The organism is Lentilactobacillus kisonensis DSM 19906 = JCM 15041 (genome assembly GCF_001434135.1).
Taxonomy (GTDB): Bacteria; Bacillota; Bacilli; order Lactobacillales; family Lactobacillaceae; genus Lentilactobacillus; species Lentilactobacillus kisonensis.
Genome location: NZ_AZEB01000020.1, coordinates 36054 through 54028, shown reverse-complemented (window position 1 = coordinate 54028; position 17975 = coordinate 36054). Strand labels below are relative to the sequence as shown.

The 17975-nt window shown below is 43.2% G+C and carries 14 protein-coding genes; 6 read left to right on the top strand and 8 right to left on the bottom strand.

Features of this window, described 5'->3' with window-relative positions; genetic code table 11:
* Positions 1 to 1027 (top strand): transposase (locus FC98_RS10040; RefSeq protein WP_156637286.1); only part of this gene is annotated, 1027 nt, incomplete at its 5' end.
* A gap of 187 nt (positions 1028 to 1214) precedes the next feature.
* Here FC98_RS10040 and FC98_RS10035 read toward each other — a convergent pair.
* From FC98_RS10035 to FC98_RS10010, 6 genes are all read right to left on the bottom strand, one after another.
* Complete coding sequence (locus FC98_RS10035; RefSeq protein ID WP_056949515.1) at positions 1215 to 1847, bottom strand: hypothetical protein; 633 nt, start codon at positions 1845 to 1847, stop codon at positions 1215 to 1217.
* A 74-nt stretch (positions 1848 to 1921) separates the two neighbouring features.
* Positions 1922 to 2845, bottom strand: coding sequence for a glutathione S-transferase C-terminal domain-containing protein (locus FC98_RS10030; RefSeq protein ID WP_056949514.1), 924 nt, complete (start codon positions 2843 to 2845; stop codon positions 1922 to 1924).
* Positions 2846 to 3289: 444 nt separating this feature from the next.
* Positions 3290 to 5167 carry a S53 family peptidase gene (locus FC98_RS10025; RefSeq protein WP_054655408.1) on the bottom strand — a complete coding sequence of 626 codons (1878 nt, stop codon included), beginning with the start codon at positions 5165 to 5167 and terminating at the stop codon, positions 3290 to 3292.
* Between the two features lie 614 nt (positions 5168 to 5781).
* Positions 5782 to 6432 (bottom strand): NAD(P)-dependent oxidoreductase, encoded by a 651-nt coding sequence (locus tag FC98_RS10020; RefSeq protein WP_008857384.1) that lies wholly within the window; start codon positions 6430 to 6432, stop codon positions 5782 to 5784.
* A 539-nt stretch (positions 6433 to 6971) separates the two neighbouring features.
* Positions 6972 to 9227 (bottom strand): glycoside hydrolase family 65 protein, encoded by a 2256-nt coding sequence (locus tag FC98_RS10015; protein WP_056949513.1) that lies wholly within the window; start codon positions 9225 to 9227, stop codon positions 6972 to 6974.
* Positions 9228 to 9243: 16 nt separating this feature from the next.
* A complete protein-coding gene (locus tag FC98_RS10010) occupies positions 9244 to 10602 on the bottom strand; it encodes an SLC45 family MFS transporter (RefSeq protein ID WP_056949512.1) in 1359 nt (452 codons plus the stop codon).
* Positions 10603 to 10924: 322 nt separating this feature from the next.
* On the opposite strand from FC98_RS10010, the gene scrK reads away from it, so the two are divergent.
* The 5 genes from scrK (at position 10925) to FC98_RS09985 (ending at position 15497) form a co-directional block, all read left to right on the top strand.
* Positions 10925 to 11800: a fructokinase ScrK gene (gene scrK, locus FC98_RS10005; protein ID WP_056949511.1), complete on the top strand. Its 876-nt coding sequence runs from the start codon at positions 10925 to 10927 to the stop codon at positions 11798 to 11800.
* Positions 11801 to 12097: 297 nt separating this feature from the next.
* Positions 12098 to 13102, top strand: a complete 1005-nt coding sequence (locus FC98_RS10000; protein ID WP_008857358.1) for a zinc-dependent alcohol dehydrogenase family protein — start codon at positions 12098 to 12100, stop codon at positions 13100 to 13102.
* On the top strand, positions 13102 to 13875 hold the full coding sequence (locus FC98_RS09995; RefSeq protein ID WP_008857357.1) for a DUF6198 family protein: 774 nt from the start codon (positions 13102 to 13104) through the stop codon (positions 13873 to 13875). Before FC98_RS10000 ends, FC98_RS09995 begins: the two co-directional genes overlap by 1 nt.
* Positions 13876 to 13894: 19 nt before the next feature.
* A complete protein-coding gene (locus tag FC98_RS09990; RefSeq protein WP_008857356.1) occupies positions 13895 to 14284 on the top strand; it encodes a VOC family protein in 390 nt (129 codons plus the stop codon).
* A 568-nt stretch (positions 14285 to 14852) separates the two neighbouring features.
* Positions 14853 to 15497, top strand: a complete 645-nt coding sequence (locus tag FC98_RS09985; RefSeq protein WP_008857355.1) for a hypothetical protein — start codon at positions 14853 to 14855, stop codon at positions 15495 to 15497.
* Positions 15498 to 15572: 75 nt separating this feature from the next.
* Here the strand turns inward: FC98_RS09985 and FC98_RS09980 are convergent, their stop codons facing one another.
* Together FC98_RS09980 and FC98_RS09975 are read right to left on the bottom strand one after the other, a co-directional pair.
* Positions 15573 to 16976 (bottom strand): MFS transporter, encoded by a 1404-nt coding sequence (locus FC98_RS09980; RefSeq protein ID WP_008857354.1) that lies wholly within the window; start codon positions 16974 to 16976, stop codon positions 15573 to 15575.
* A gap of 22 nt (positions 16977 to 16998) precedes the next feature.
* Positions 16999 to 17961, bottom strand: coding sequence for a LacI family DNA-binding transcriptional regulator (locus FC98_RS09975; protein WP_008857353.1), 963 nt, complete (start codon positions 17959 to 17961; stop codon positions 16999 to 17001).
* Positions 17962 to 17975: the final 14 nt, after the last annotated feature.

Genomic DNA, 17975 nt, shown 5'->3' with positions numbered 1-17975 from the left:
GCGTCCGGTAGAACGCTTTTGTTGTGATAATCACTTGCCGTATTGTCGCTTAAATCCGTTGGATTTAAAACTGAAGACCAATGGCCTTCGGCGGCTAAAAACCGATTCACAAGATGCTCATAGAATTGCTAGAGCGGCCTTAAGTAATGATTTCCGCATTACCCAACCCCGAACCGTGATCTATACGAGACTGAGGGAATTAACGCGATTTCATGGACGAATTCAAGCTGATATGCACGTTAAACATGTACTGCTCCATACTCAACTCCAACAAACTTTTCCTGAACTTGAACAACTGTTTTCCAGTCGGGTTTCTAAATTGGCCCTAAATATTGTCAGTCTTTTTCCCCACCCTGATCTAGTCAATGGGCTTTCACGGACGGTTTTAAAGAATCGTCTCATGCAGAGTACCGACAAGAAACTGTCCAAGGCAAAAGGCTTGAAATATGCTGAGAAACTTCAAAGTTTGGCCAAAGACAGTTATCCAGCCGTTAATTCGGACAGTGTCCAAGTTCAAGCTGTCCGCTATTACTGTCGCGCCTTGATTAACTTAACGATCAAAAAAGAACATTTGATTAAGCAGCTCGTCGTCTTGGCTCAGAACCTGCCTGAGTTTGATGTCTTAACTTCAATGCCAGGAATTGGCGTACAAAGTGCGGCGGAATTGATTGGTGAACTTGGTAATATTCAACGCTTTGACAATGCTAATCAGCTCAACGCATTTGTTGGGATTGATATTAATCGATACCAGTCCGGTAAGTATCTTCGACAAGATCATATTAATAAACGTGGTGATCCTAAAGCCCGCATGATTTTGTATTTAATTGTGAAGAACATGATTCGAGCGCAACACGCAGCCCCCAACCATATTGTGGACTACTACTACCAACTAAAAAACGGCCCCATTCCAAAGCGGAATAAGGTCGCCACTGTTGCTTGTATGAACAAGACGCTCTACTGTCTGTTCTCAATGGTCCAAGCTAACCAAAAGTATGATTACACATACCACGGACTCGTAGTCCCATAAGATCCAAAGATCTTATACTTTGAGTATAATCCACACCGTTTGCTTTTTAAACCAGCGTTTGGTGAGGCTTATTAAGTTTACCCCAAAAAACTTTGTTTCTTATAACCCTTGTTCGTATGGTAGCCCTCTACGACAATTACCATACCCAAATAATCAAGGTTACCAAATCCCTAACTAAATGCCTTGACTAATCGTAGGAAACGTGACTAAGACAAACCAGCGTCATCCCCACCGCTAACATCTTATATTTTCCGGCGGTAATCCAATGATAATAACCCGCAAAGACTAATGGAAGCACAATAATGGTAAAACTAATGCCGATGTCTGCCATTAAGAAATTATAAGTGACGTTTAACCCGGATAGTGCGTAGGCAATCGCAAAGATATAAGCCCCCAGTGTATCCGTCTTTCTAACAGAATGGTAGGCCGCGTAACTAATCCACAAGCACAGAAACGTTGTTAAAATCATCCCGAGATAGAAGCTAGTAATTGGGTTCCCAACTATCAACCGGATTGCCGCAAAGAGATATAGTGGTAGCTTAGGGTACAGGCTCATAACCGCTGACCCCAGTTGATTCAAATTAAACGTTGCCAGATAAGGGTTAAGATTGCCTCCAAGCAAATTATGAGTCATTTCATCAATCCGTTGAAGGTGAAACTGGAGGTCTTGGCCGCCGAACAACCAGTTGTACCGGAACAGCAGGATAACGTTCATGATACTGAATACTAGAAAGGCAATCGCCGTTATCCAATACTTCTTGCCAAATGTAATCAAACGCGTGCCTAGTGAATCTGTCTGTGAACCTGTTTCATCACTCATGAAACCCGTGCCTCGCAATCTTTATTATTGAAAAATCTCTAATCCCCATTTTAGCATAAAGATCAGGTGGCTTTTTACGCGTTCCATTTCGATTCATCCGGACCAACTGGCATCATCCGGTCAATCGACCTAACTGGATCATCACTCACCTTGAAGAAGTGTTCCTTAATCGCTTGAAAATCGGTATTTTGCTTAAAGGCTGGCAGTTGATAGCATTCTTTGGCGTACCGCCAGAGATTGGGAAAGTCGGTCAGCGCCTTTTTGTTGAGTTTACTCTTGAAATAAAAGACCGTGTCAAATCGAATAAGGCTAACAACCAGCCAGAAATCGGGAACCGTAATCTGCTCGCCAAGTAAGTATTGTTGATCTGCCAATCGTTCGTCTAGCCATTCCAAACGATCAAAATACTGCTTAGCCAGCTTTTCATACTCATTTTGTGACTGAGCCCCCGCAATTTTGCCAGGGATAGCCGTAATATCTTCAATAATCGTGTTAGCCATCTCAAGAACGGCTGATTTATTTGACTCAGGCAGGACGTCCTTAACGCCTGGCTTAAAATATGGCTTCCAAGCCGATGCAAGTTCATTCATGATCCCCTGAGAGGAATCATTAACAACTTTACCTGTCTTAATATCAACGAGCGCTGGCACGGTTGGCCGGCCCGTGAATTCTGGATCCGTTTTTTCAAAATTCTCACGAAGACTAGTTGTCTTTAAAACTGGGTCTGTTTCATCACCCTTGCCAAAGAACCAATTATCGTCAACCCCAGCATGCCTTAACGAATAGATTGCGCCCTTTGAAATGACGTTATCCAGACCGGTATAATCAAGCATTGTTGCAATCGGCGTCGCCCAAGGACAAAAGCGCCCCCAAATTAACCGGTAACGGTTTGGTTCAACTGGCAGCTCACCAGTTGAAAATTTCTTAGAAAATGGCGTTTCAGTTGCTTTGTTCGGTTGCCAAGCACAGGCATCGTTTGGTTGGATTTTGTCAGTCATAATCTTCACTCCTTATAATTGTAATTATTGTCCTACTTTAGTTCATGTTGTTACCAATCATAATTTCTTTTTCTAATTATACAATGCCATCAGTGTTAAGAAACACCAAAAACGCCACCACTCAACGAATTACTAATCTACTTCGTTGGTTGTGACGCTTTTGCTACCTTTTGTTATGACGCTTTAGCAGCTATTATTAATGAGAAATTAAGGGTTTCACGTTCGAGCACACTTTTTCTTGTAACAGAAACTTGCAATATGATGCAAAACCCTCCAGGCTAGAGTGTTTTTTGATTTAAAATCAGGTTTCCGTTTATTAATGAGGCATCTTGGGCACAGATTAGGTCGCTTCGGAAAATAGGATCTGTGCGTCAATTGCCTTGAGGGAGTTTCGTGTTACTTGGTTATAGTTCTGTGTTATATAGATTAGGATCGCTCCGCTCACTACTGATATTCATCAAACAACTTCTCAAAATTAACCGTTCCCAGCCCCGTTGCCTGGTTGTAGATCTTACCTGGCTGGCCAACATAGTAAAGGTTTGAATTATTTGAGTCACTATCTAACACAGTAAATGGCGTTTTATCTTTGTCTTGAGCTAGCTGATAAATCTGGGGATTCCAAAAGCCCATCCGACTCCCCTTACCGCTGTTAATTACGGCCGTCGCACCATTAAACTGTGGGGCTACCGCACTCGTACCACCCATTACCAGCCACTTACCACCTGAATAAACCTGATAACCGGTCATTGGATCAGCGTTTGCTGAAACATCTGGGAAGTTTCGGCCGTAATCAGTTCCACTCACTAATACTGGGTTCATCCTAGGCTGCATTAAGTTCGAAATGTACGAACGTGCATTAAACGTATTGACACCGGGAACGCCTTGCTGATACTGCGGTGTCCCATAAAGATGGCTAATCCCACCACCGCCACCAGCTAACATTGCTTGATAAGCGGAAACGTTACTCAAAAACAGTTTACGATTCTTCGCAAACGCCTTGAACATGTAATCGCCACCCCATGCCCGTTCTTTATCGACGGAAATGTTGATGCCGTCACCTAACTTCTTACTAAACGGTAACGTTGTCCCACCAGTTGCGGTTACCCACGGGTTATCTGCAGGAAAAGTTCCGTAAGTACTGTAATTTGGAAGTGAAATTGGCCCTAACTTAGCACCAATGCCACGATTGTAGGCACCAGTATCACCAGAAGAGACGAACGTAGAAATCCCTTGCAGCGCACCTTGCGCCATCACAGTATTTAGCACCTGGCCATAAACTGGTGTTAATAATCGCTGCGTCTTGAGATAGTGCGTTAAGTATTCACTTAAGCCCCAGCTCATCGACAGGGAACTTGCGCGATTCTCTTCAAAAGCCGTTGAATAGGCATTCACTAAGCCGACATCACTAAAGTTAGCTTGATAAACCCGAATGTTAGCCTGAGGTGCAATTGCCCCAGATTGTTCAATATCAAAGGTCGTCTCAAGTTTCCCGATTGCATCGTTGGTAGCCAGCGATGTTGGACTCCCAATTTTCTTCACGCTAATCCGATTAGATTTCGTGTTGATTTTTTCAGAATTCCAAAAATGCTCGGGGTCACGTTTATTAACATCAGCAAACGAAATAATGCCCAGGGTTTGCCCTTGACCTTCGTAACCCTTGCCATACAGTGATTGTAATTGATAGTGCTTGGCAAACTTGCTTGGGGCGTACTTCGCCTTCACCTTTGAACTGTCACCTTGCTTTTTAGCAAGTGCTCCCAACCCCTGCTTAATCGTCGTGATTCCTAGCACAGTAAGCACATTATTCGCTAACTTTGCGGGCATCACCGGTTTCTTTTTGGAAAACTGAACTGGATTTGAATGATACTTGGCACTTTGAATATTCGTTGAGAATGCCTTATTAACGTTCTTTACTTTCCCAGATACCTTGATGATCAATCCATTACTAAAGCTTTGCGATTTCAAATGATATTTCTTAAAAAATGGCTTGTACTGACCAACTACCGACGCCGGCTGACCAAATTCGGATTGAAACTTAGCTGGCGTATAAAATTGCTTGAATTCTGAATTGCCAGGGGTGTTGACCGCATAGACCTTGTCACTAAGCTGACCTTCATTCCTTGGCTTCAAGACAACGTCTAAATAGACATATTTATTTGGTGAAACCTTCTTCTTTTGGGTTAACTGCTTTAAAATCTTGTTAATCCCGTATGGATCGCTACCGGCGGTCTTCTTCTTGGTGGCAGCTTGCGTGCTCGGCGCCATTGCCAATAATACGGCAAAGCTTATGAGCCCAACTAACCATCTTTTTGCGTTCTTCATTTCAACAACTTCTTCCCTATAATTTGAATTTACCCCAATAGTTATTCAAATTGGCTCCTCAGAACACCCATCAGAATTGTTATGTTTATTATAATTCACTGGGTTCAAACTAGTGTGAGGGTACACTTTTTAATGTATTATGTCAATGGCGTTACATAAGTGTGACAAATGAAACATTGGTGTTGTCCCGCATGAACCCACTTAAAAACACCTCGAAGAATGGTATTTTCCTTTGAGGTGTTTTGAGCTTTCATTAACATCATTGGAATCGTTGTTATGTCCAAAAATCATGTTTAGTATTTTCTGACTACGTAAATTAGGGGGGGGAACACAATTCGTGCGTAAATATCCCTCAAAATCAGGGGATTATCCATGGCACTGGTGCTTTGGCAAAACCCGGGGATTTCATTCTTGGCAACATTACAGAAACATGCTCCACCAAGCAAAAAGCTGCACCTAAGCCTTACTTAGTGGTTGCATCATCCTACATAGATTAGGACCGCTCCGCAAAGCAGAAGTCTGCACCTAAGCTACATCACGCAAAAATCCCAGGCCCGGGGATTTCTGCGTGATGCAACTTAGGCTCCGACTTCTAACCGCTTTGCTCCGCTCACTTACTTATTCACCACCGTAAACCGCTCATTGCGATGCTTAGGTTCCACAATCTCATCAACAATTACTCTGGCAACCGTCCCCATTGTTACTTCTGATTTTCCGGCAGCGTTTCGTAATAAGTCATTATCACCAAGTTCATAATCCGCAAAATCACCTGGGACAAAATTGGCACTTGGGGAAATTGCTACCCAATTAACGTCCTTTGCATTTATCAGCATCTCATATTCCTTAAATTGTTCCCTGGGAATCGAAATAAATGATTCATTGTTTGGCATCTTTTCCAATCGGTTAATTAAACGTTGACCATTACCAATTTCCAAACTTCCTGCGCCCAAAATGAAGAATAGCCTTGGTTTTGATTGGTTTTTGACAAGCTCAATTAACTTTGCCGCTAAATCGACATGCTGATAAGCCTTCTCCGCATTCCGAGTCGCAAACCCATCTATTACCACATCAAAATCAGCAATATCCTTCTTCTGAATATCAAAAGCATCCTTTTGAATTGCAGTAACCTGATCACCAAACATATCTTTTGCTTTGTCGGCGCTCCTAACAAACGCTGTTACCTTAAGTCCCCGACTAATTGCTTCTTTTGTAATCGCGCTACCGGCTCGGCCGGTTGCCCCAATAATACCAATTGATAATGTCAAAATAATTCCTCCTAATAAAAAGTGAGCGGAGTCAGGCGGTTAGAAACCGGAGTATAAGTCTCCTTGGACAAGGATTCCCGGGTTTGGAATTTTTGGCCAAGGTGCTTATACGCAGGTTTCTGCCTGACGCAGCTGTCCTTTTTTTAATTACTTTTAGTATCTAATACGTGCAGTGGATAATCAAAGATTTCGTCCGTTTGGAACTCAAAAAACACCACACGACATATTTTAAAATAGGTCGTGTGATGCCCTGGGTGAATGATTTAAATTTGGTAGTTCGGCAATTATATATTTATGAAGCCAACGCCTCAATTCTATTCGCATGTAGATTAGGACAGCTCCACAAAGCAGAGATCTGCGCGTAAGCACCTCCGACACAAATTTTCACAGCCTGCAACATGGTGGAAACGTGCTACACCAAGCAGAAAGCTGCACCTAAGCTACTCCGTTCAAAAATCCAAACCCAGGATTTCTGAACGGAGTAACTTAGGCTCCGCTTTCTAACCGCTTGGTTCCACACTCTAACCGCTTTGTTCCGCTCACTTTAACGCGATGCTCTTACCAGCCACATCAATCGTAATCGGCTCACCACTCACTAACTTGAAGTGGGCACCTTCTTTATCAACGTCAACTTCGATCAGGCGGTCACGGAAGACTTGCCTGAATGAATAGTGGGACCATTTCTTTGGTAAGAACGGTGCGTAATGAAGCTTGCCATCACGAACCCGCATACCCGCAAAGCCCTGGACAACCGCAATCCAACCACCAGTCATCGCAGTAATGTGCAAGCCGTCGACCGTATCGTTGTTATAGTTATCAAGGTCGAGGCGCGCCGTCCGTTCATACAATTCCACGGCCTTGTCCTCATAGCCAAGATCAGCAGCAAGCACTGAATAAATGGCTGGTGACAGGCTTGATTCATGAACAGTGTACTTTTCGTAGAAATCAAAATTAGCTTTCTTCTGTTCTGGCGTATAGTCGTCGATAAAGTCCCAGATTCCTTGAAGCACATCCCCTTGCTTAATATAAGGAGACCGCAGAATTTTATCCCATGACCAGTGCTGGTTAATTGGCAATTGATCTGCCGGAATTTCTGAAACTGGCTTGAGATCCTTGTCGAGAAAACCATCGTGTTGAACAAAAATATTCAAATCTTTATCGTATGGTAAATACATCTTGTCGACAATGTCTTGCCACTGTTTCTTTTCAGCATCACTCACGTTAAGCTTTTTAGCCTGCTCTGGAGAAACCTTGTTAAGAATTTCCAAAGTATACTTCAACGTCCATTGAGCCAGAATATTCGTGTACCAGTTATTATCAACGTTGTTTTCATATTCATCGGGACCAGTAACACCGTGGATCATGTATTGTTGCTTCCGTTGGCTAAAGTGAACCCGATCAGCCCAGAAACGGGAAATCTCGGTTAACACTTTAGACCCTTCATGCAAGACATATGAATCATCACCAGTGTATCGGGTGTAGTTATAGATAGCAAAGGCAATATCGCCGTTTCGATGAATTTCTTCAAAGGTGATTTCCCATTCATTATGGCATTCGATCCCATCGAAAGTCACCATTGGGAATAACGCACCCTTTAAGCCCTGTTGCTTAGCATTATGATAAGCACCATCCAGTTGTTTGTAACGATACATTAACAGATTGCGAGTTACCTTAGGATCAGTAATTCCTAGGTATACTGGTACCGCAAAGGCTTCAGTATCCCAGTAGGTTGCGCCACCGTACTTCTCACCAGTGAACCCTTTAGGACCAATATTAAGTCGTGAATCCTCACCGTAATAGGTAGAGAATAATTGAAATAGGTTAAACCGAATACCTTGTTGGGCTTCTGTATCGCCATCAATTTGGATATCCGATTTGTTCCAACGGTCTTCCCAGATCTTAGCGTGCGCATCAAACAATTGATCGTAGCTCTGAGCCGCAACCTGATCGCTCAATTTAGTCATGGCACTCGTTAAAGCGTCATTTGAATCATAGTCACGCGATGTCACCACAATCACCCGTTTTTCAAGCTGGGTGGTTTCATTAGGAGCCAACTCGCCGCTAAATTCATTAACGACTTCTTTATCACTTGGCTGGGCAACCTTGTCGTTCTTTAAATCAGTTACGTGGCGCATTTCCATTGCGGAAGTGAACCGTGGCGTGCCAAATGGATTTGATGTCGTTTCAGCAACCACGCTGCCAGTGTTAGCTTCTTGGTCAGTTGAAGCAACTTCCCAGAAACGCTCATCGTAGTTCGCATCCTCGTTCTTAACGTCGGCGTCGATTGCGGAATCAATCACAATTGCAGCCTGACTTGAGCCAACGTTCTTCAACGTTACCCGTTGCACCGAAAGCTCTTGTTGGGCAACGCTGACAAAGCGCTCAAAGGTTACTTTAACCTTCGCAGCCCCTTTAGTAACGACAAACGAACGGGTGAGCAACGCTTTTTTCATATCGAGGTCCAAGTTAAAATCACTGAACGTATCCTTAGCAAGATCAAGCTTCTCACCATTGATCTTAATTGTCATCTTAATAAAATTGACCGCGTTAACAACCTTCCCAAAGTATTCTGGGTAGCCATTCTTCCACCAGCCAACCCGAGTCTTATCTGGATACCAAACACCTCCAAGATAAAGGCCGGCAAGACTGTCACCACTATAGTCTTCTTCAAAGAACCCGCGCATCCCCATGTAACCATTACCAATACTGGTCATGGATTCCTGCAGACGTTTGTCGTCAGGCTTAAAGTCGTGGGTCACAATATTCCAAGGTTGTACTTCAAACGTTCTCTTCATATTTAGATATCCTTTCCTATGCTTTATAAGTCTCTTTAATAAATCCGACTGAAACTGCTCCTAATGCCATAATAACGCCGGCAAGGATGAACATGTTTGGCTGGGCGTTACCCAATAGTGGGAACAACCCAAAGCTAGCAAGCGAGGCCACAATTTGTGGCAAACAGATTGACCCATTGAATAGGCCAAGGTAAGTGCCCATGTGTTCACCAGACAAAGCGTTGGTTACCATGGTTAATGGATAAGTATTCATTGAAGCCCAGGCCATCCCAACTAATGTAAATGAAACAATTAGCATGTACTGTGTATGAACAAAGAACACTGACAACATCCCAATCGCACCAAGTGCCAAACTCAGTGAGTAGCCTAGCTTGTGATGATTATTAGGCAACTTAGCTAAAACGTATGACCAAATAACGGCAGCAACTGACTGAACGGCGGCTAAAACACCGTACCAGTTACCAGCAGCTTGATACCCCGATGAAGCAGCATTAGTGGTATTCCAAACATTGTTGGCAATTGCCCCAGCTGAATAAGTCCAGAGGTATTGGAAAGAAATCCAGCAGAAGAATTGAACCAACGTTACCATCCAAAATACTTTTGGGGCCTTCTTAAGCAACGTCCACCAATTACCACCAGTTGAATTAGCTTCTTCGGTAATCCCATGATACTTTGCATAAGTAGCAGGATCGTATTCATGAACTTTGAAGATAGTGAAGAGACTTGTTACTAACAGAATAATTGCCCCAACGTAGAATGAAATCACAACTGATTGGGGAACAACCCCTTTTTTAGCAGTATTAGCAACCCCAAATGCCGTAAATAGGAATGGGAAAATGGCCGCGATAACCGCCCCACCATTTGATAGGAAGCTTTGAATCCCATAAGCATAACTCTTCTGATCATCATTAACCATATCACCAACCATCATCTTAAATGGTTGCATGGCAATATTTGATGACACATCCAGTAAGGCAACGGTAACCGCCCCAAATAGTAAGGCCGTAATTGACGCGTAACCAAAGCCAAAGCTACCGGAATTAGGTAGTAAACACATCACGATAATTGCAATTAATGTTCCTAAGGCCAAGTAAGGTAGCCGCCGACCGCCTAATTTAGGTGCCCAGGTTCGATCTGAATAATAGCCAATAATTGGTTGAACGATTAATCCAGCCAATGGTGGCAAAATGAAAAACCAACCTAATTTGTTTGGATCCGCCCCAATTGTTTGAAAAATCCGGCTCATTTGCGAACTTTGCAGGGTAAATGCCATTTGCACACCCAAGAAGCCAAAGTTAATCATCCAAATGGTGCTAGCGGGCAGCTTAGGTAACCCCGATTTTTTAGTGGCTGCAGCACTACTTTGTTCATCCATATTCTGCTCCTCCAATTCAAAATAATAACGTTTACATTTAGTATTATGACATTGCTACACGAATATTGCAACCGTTTGCACAAAAATGCTTTTTTAGTTGGTAATCTTTAGGAATTACAGCCCACATCAAAAATAAATAAAAAAAGTTTTCGCTGCTTTTTTCATCAAAATTCCTTTTTATGGTCTAGACATTTTTTATTTTTGAAAATATGTCATACGTTTGACATAGGCTTTTACAGTGCATTATTTTTTAAACGTGGTATATTGTACAAGAATTCACAACTAATTGTTGAGGAATAAATCTTAAGGTGGTGACATTTAAATGTTGTTAGGTAGTGTTGAAGCGGGCGGAACTAAATTCGTTTGTGCAGTTGGAAACGAGGATTATCGAATTTTAGATATTACAAATTTCCCAACGACCACGCCAGAGGAAACGCTAAAAAAGACGGTCGATTACTTCAAACAGTTTAAAGATCTCCAAGCAATTTCAGTTTCATCCTTTGGCCCAATTGAGCTCAGGCAAAACTCGCCGAAATTTGGGTATATTACAGATACACCAAAGGTTGGCTGGTCCAATACGGACTTTGTTGGTAGATTGAAGCAGGATTTTGACCTGCCAATCCACTGGACAAACGATGTTAACGGTTCTGCCTATGGTGAATACATCATGGCAACCCTGTTTAATGAGAAGATTAACTCACTCGTTTATTACACGATTGGAACCGGTGTTGGTGCTGGCGCAATCGTTAACGGTAACTTTATTGGCGACATCGGCCATCCAGAAATGGGCCATGTCCGCTTGAAGCCTCATCCAGACGACCTTGATTTCAAGGGGATCTGCCCCTATCACGGCGACTGTTTGGAAGGCCTAGTTTCCGGGCCAACCTTCAAAGCCCGTTTAGGTAAGAGCGGTAAAGACGTTCCGTTGACCGATCATGTTTGGGACATCATGGCGTTCTACGTTGCTCAAGCAGCCCTCCAAGTCACACTGATGCTTCGGCCTGCTAAGATCGTCTTTGGCGGTGGCGTCGTCAGTGAAGCATTTCTGAAAAAGGTCCGCAGCCAATTTACTGAACTCATGAATGATTACGTTGACGTTGGTGATATTGATAAATATATCGTGATGCCGCTCGTTAAGAATAATGGGTCAGCGACCGTTGGTAACTTCGCACTCGCACTTAAAGAGTTCAACAAGTAACTTAATAATTTAGGAATTCCGCACTTTTTGTGGAAAATTTAGGACAGCTGCGCAAAGCAGAAATCTGTATAAAAGCACCGTCGAGGAAAAATTGAGATTCGAGAATTTTTCGTGGCTCGTGCTTATCTAGCAGAAACGTGCTCCACCAAGCAGAGACTTGCACCTAAGCCTTCTCCACCAAAAATCCAAGCCCAGGATTTCTGGCGGAGAAGGCTTAGGCTCCAGTCTCTAACCGCTTGGTTCCGCACTCTAACCGCTTTGCTCCGCTCACTCATATATATATAAGGAGATTTAATAATGAAAGCATTAGTATTAACCGCTACAAAGAAAATGGAAATTCAAGACATCGACAAGCCAAAGGTTCAACCAAGTGAAGTATTAGTTGAAACCAAGTACGCTGGGGTTTGTGGAACTGACCACGCCCTTTATAACGGCCTTCCAGGTTCTGCCGACGCTGTTCCTCCCATTGTATTAGGTCACGAAAACTCAGGCGTTGTTTCTGAAATTGGTTCAGAAGTCACAAACGTTAAAGTTGGCGACCGGGTAACGGTTGACCCTAACATCTACTGTGGCGAATGCTTCTACTGCCATACTGACCGTCCAGAACTTTGTGAAAACTTATCAGCCGTTGGGGTTACTAGAAACGGTGGCTTGGAACAATACTTCACTGCTCCTGCTTCAGTCGTTTACCCAATTCCTGATGACATTTCATTTAAAGCAGCCGCAACTATCGAACCAATTTCATGTGCCGTTCATGGTGTTCAATTATTAAACGTTACCCCTTACCAACGTGCATTAGTTATTGGTGATGGTTTTGAAGGTCAATTATTCGCCCAAATCTTACAAGCTTACGGTATCCACCAAGTTGACTTGACTGGTCATTCAGATAAGAAGCTTGATCTTAACCGTGAGAAGTTAGGCGTTACAAATACTTTCAACACTAACAAAGTTGATATGCCAACTAACTACTACGACATCGTTATCGAAGCCGTTGGTTCACCAAAGACCCAGGAACAAGCAATCGAAGCTACTCGTAAGGGTGGTCAAGTATTAATGTTCGGTGTTGGCGCTCCTGATGCTCACTTCTCAATGAACACTTACGAAGTTTATCAAAAACAATTGACTGTTCAAGGTTCATTCATCAACCCTAACGCATTTGAAGATTCAATCGCATTACTTCAAAGCGGTAAGTTAGACGTTGAAGCGATCATCAGTCATGAATTACCTTTGGAACAAGTTGAATCATTCTTGCAAGGAAACATCAAGGGAGTTTCAAAGGCCGTCGTTAAAGTAGGTGAATAATGTTGAATAGTACTGAACAATCAACTAACAAGATATCCTCAACCAGAACGATTTCGATGACCACATCGGTTTCCTTCTTCATTCTGTCCCTGATCATTAACTCTGCCGGAAACGTTTTGACATTGGTTACCAGTGCCAAAATTCACCCGTCATTCTTAGGATCAGCCTACTGGACTGCCGCTGAAGCTAACCTGAGTGTTGCTTTTGGCTGGAATTTGTTCTGGACATTCCTAATCTTAGGAATTTTAACTACTGTCCTAAACGCGATCTTAGTGGGTCACTGGGATTGGGGGCGCGCACTTGGTAACCTAATCTTCATGGTTCCCTTCTCTGCTTTGATTCAGATCTTTGAAGACTTCTTCCTCGGTAAGTACCCAATCTTTGCGGGGCTTCCAGATGCTACCACTCCATTGATGGTTGGTTTCTATATCCTGCTAAACTTTGTCGGTGTCGCGATGATTGCGACGGCCATTTCAATTTATCAACGGGTTAACCTGGTATTACACCCTGCTGATGACTTGATGCAGATCTTGCGGTTTAAGTATTTCAAAGGAAACGCCAATCTAGCGATGTGGGCATCGTATATTCCACCGACGTTGATGGCAATCTTAGCATTAGTAATCACTCATCAATTTACGAACTTCGGAATCGGGACCATCTTTGCGTTCTTATTCCAAGGTGGCATTACAGGAATTGCGGATAAATCAATCTTCCCACATCTAAAGCATCAAGCGTTAGACGTTGGTAAACCCACTGCTACAGTAGAAAAATAAAAAAAGAGGCAAATTAATCATGGCAATTAAAGACGATATTACAGGACTCCAACACGTTGGAATTCCTTCAGTTGATTTAGACAAAACAATCGAATTTTACAAATCACTTGGCTTTGAACAAGCTGGCTTATTCCATAACGGCGAAAACCGTTGTGCCTTCATGCGGTTCGGCAATCTCACCATTGAAACATGGGAAGGCGACCCAACTGCTAGAAAAGCTGGTGCAATCAACCATATCTCAATGAACACAACGGACGTAGAAAAGGCGTTCGCCGATGCAAAGGCTCAAGGTTTACGTATGGTGAATGACGAAATTCAATCAATCCCATCATTCTGGGACAACGGGATTAAGTTCTTTAACATCTTGGGACCAAATGAAGAAACGATTGAGTTCTGCCAAATCGTGTAGAGCGCGACTAAGCCCGGGTTGATCCCGGAGCATAAAGTAAAAGCACCAATGATGAGCGGTTTTTGCTCATTGTTGGTGCTTTTGCTTTATGTGGTAGGGATCAGGGCTGTCGGAGCGCGTTTCCGCTATATAAGGGGAGTGCTGCTGAATATAAAATAGCATCCTGGCTTTAAAGTTTGATTGGAATCTTCATTCTGTTAGCGTCAGTTGATCGAAACATGTTTCTCATCAAGCAGCCAGCATGTCAGAATCGTGTTCCTCGTGGTTATTCTATTTCGTGTTGATGGGATAGCTGCGCGTAAGCACCGCCAACAAAAATCCAAACCCGGGGAGATGTCACAATTGGCAACATGGTGGAAACGTGCTGCACCAGGCAGAAGCTTACGCATAAGCACCTTTAGCAAAAATCCCAGAACCGGGGATTTCCGCTAAAGGAGACTTATGCTCCAGCTTCTAACCGCCTGGTTCCGCACTCTGCTCCACTCACTTATCTTTACACCCGTCCCAAAATATTATATGCTCTTTGTATTACTAAAACGGCCTAAGGTTTAAAGCAGGCCATCACTTTATGGGGGAAAGTCATTTGCTATATTTATCAGTTTTCTTATGCGTTGTCGGTGTTATCATGATCTTACTTGGGATCTTCTCATTTCGGACCGCAACCTATAAAAATGAAAGCCGCGGCCTTATTATTGGATTAATGGCTGCGGCCGTTATCATGATTGGCATTGGTGGTGCCATCATGCCCGGCGCCATTCGGGACCAGCACCAATCTAAAGAAACGCCCCCAACACAGCAACGAAAACAAATGTCGTCAATGACCAGCCATAACAATAACCTTGTCTTTGACGCTGGCCAGCGAAAACAGGCTGCGGCCCGCCGGCAATTGAACGAAGCTAATGTTGAGAAAACGCTCGTTAGCAGTTATCGCAAGTTGGGAAAAATTTCCTTCAATGTCAAAACAAGAGTCTATACCTTAACGATTACCAATTCTAACTTTAATAAAGCAATGACTTACCTTAAAGCCAATCCGAGTCAGTCAAAAACCGTTCGATGGCCAGCCAGTGTCAAAGGATTCACTAAAACTAGCCTGGTCATCAAAAAGACTGCCGGCTCGGGGTATAAGTTCCGAGTGGTTGCCCCAATCCCATCCAAACAAACCCTACTGACCGTTGAAGATGGTAAAGTGCTAGAAAATTTTGTAAAAGAATAACCCTAACGCTTTAACAAATGCTCATAATAAAATCGGCAATGATGAACAAATTGATGTTCACATTGCCGATTTTTATTATTCCGCTTTCTTTTTTCTCTTCAATACAACTGCCAGCAGGCAAATTGCGACTAAGATCATCCCTAAAGCCACTTGATAAGCAAAATGCATACCATCAACAAACCAATCCGGGTGAGCATCAGGATACGTTGTAATTCGTTTACCACCTTGCTGGCTAATTCCAAAGTACAGTAGCGACGTTGCCAAAGCCAATCCAATTGCCATCCCCAGGTTTCGACCCAGTGCAGCAATTGATCCAGCAATCCCCTGAAACTCCGGAGCAGCATTCCCCATAATCATTGGATTGTTCTGAAACGCACCATTTGCCGTGCCAAACATTGCTAAACCCACGATTAGCCAAATAATTGACCATTGAGGTCGCACTAAGATAAAAATAACTTCTGGCACCAAAAAGATAAATAAGGCGTAAAACGAAACCTTCTCGGCCCCAATCCGATCAGCAATGTAGCCACCGGTCGGCGCACTGAAAATATTTAGCAAGGGAACGGCCATTAAAATAACACCCGCAGCCGCTGACGACAATAACAAGCGGTCTTGTAGATAGAATGGCATGATGACGTTATTGAAATACCCACAGGCGTATACTAGCATAGCCGATAGAATACCGAAGCTAAATCCGAGATTGTGAAATACCCGCAACTCAATCATCGGTTCTGAAACACGGTGTTCAATTAGAATGAATCCCGCTACCAAAAACGCAGTTAATACAAGCAGCCCAACAATTCTCAGATCAGTAAAGCCCACTACTTGACCCCAGAAGATCATCACAAAAAATGAGACTACCATCGCCGCATACGCCAAAAATCCTGGCAAATCTATCTTAACTTGGTGACGCTGTAACGGCGTATGGGGGAAGAAGTGATGGCCCAATATGTAAGCAATAATGCCAATCGGTACGTTGACAAAAAAGATAAAGTGCCAGTTAAACCACGTCAGGATCAGACCACCGACACCGGGGCCGGCAATATTGCCAATTTGAACAAAAGAACTGTTCACCCCAAGTGCCAGTCCATGCCTGCTTGGTGGAAAAATATCGGTAATGATACTAAAATTAGTCGCCATGGTCATCGATGCGCCAAGTGCCTGGACCACTCTTGAGCCCAAAATCATTGGCAAATTAACACTGAGGCCACAGAAAAGTGACCCCAACACAAAAATTAATGTCCCGATTTGAAAGATTCTGACCCGCCCAATTTGGTCTGACAGCTTGCCAAAGAAAAGCAGCAGAACACAAATCAATACTAAATAAACTGAAACGATCCACTCAGCTTGATTATTAAGAACGTTCAAATCACGGGACATCTTGGGAATCGCGATGTTAACAATGCTGGCATCAATCGTCGACATGAACGAGACGATCGACGTTGACATCAGTAAAATCCATTGATTCTGTTGTTTCATTGTGCCTATCTACCCCTTTAAGTCAGCTCTTTTGGATAATGTGACTGACGATGATGTGTCGCAATTTTTCTGTTTCTGGTTGAAATAATAGCTTAACCGCCGCCCGCCCCATTTCATTGGGGTTTAAGTCAACTGAGTGAAAGTGTTGGTCAGTTAATTCATTGGGGAGGGAGTTATTATAGCCAACCACTTCAATCTCTCTTCCTGGGTGAAGTAATTTGAACCGATGATAAACTTTAAGCCCAGTATAATCGTCAACAGCGACAACCCCGTCCATCTGCGGGTTCTCCTCAATAAACTGATTTACAACCGAATCATCGTTATCAGGAACGGAAAAAACTACTGGGGATTTCTTAGCCAAGCTCATCTCTCGCAGATAGCCGGTTTTCCGATCAACTTCATAGGGCCAATCATTTGTTGACTCAGCAAATACCGGTGTACTAACGTGCAACTTCTTCATTAGGTATCTGGTTCCATCCGCTCCAGCCTCCACGTTATCATTATCAACGTAAAGCCAGTCCTGGCCAGCAGCTGGTTTCCCAACGGTCACAAATTCAACTGAGGCACTTTTTAATAAGTCAATAACCGGATCATTGACATGCGAATATAGCAAAATAAACCGCTTGATCTGGGCCCGGTTAATCATTGAACGGACATTTTCCAAAACTTGATCACTAGATTCACCGACCGCAACGGCCAACACATAATTCCTGGCGTTAAGCTGTTCGTTAATTCCCCGTAGCAGGCCAACGTAAAAAATATTATCAACCACCCGATTATTAACCGGAAAAATCACGCCAACCGAATTGGCTTCCTGGTTCGTCAAGTTCCGGGCATTATAATTAGGCTGATAACCAAGCGCTTCAGCAACTTCCTTAACCTGTCTTCGAGTTTGCAAGCTAATCCGTTGATTATCATTTAAGGCCCTTGAAACGGTGGAAACCGATAATCCCATTTTTTTAGCAATATCGCGAATCGTCGCCATCACTTTGTACCTCT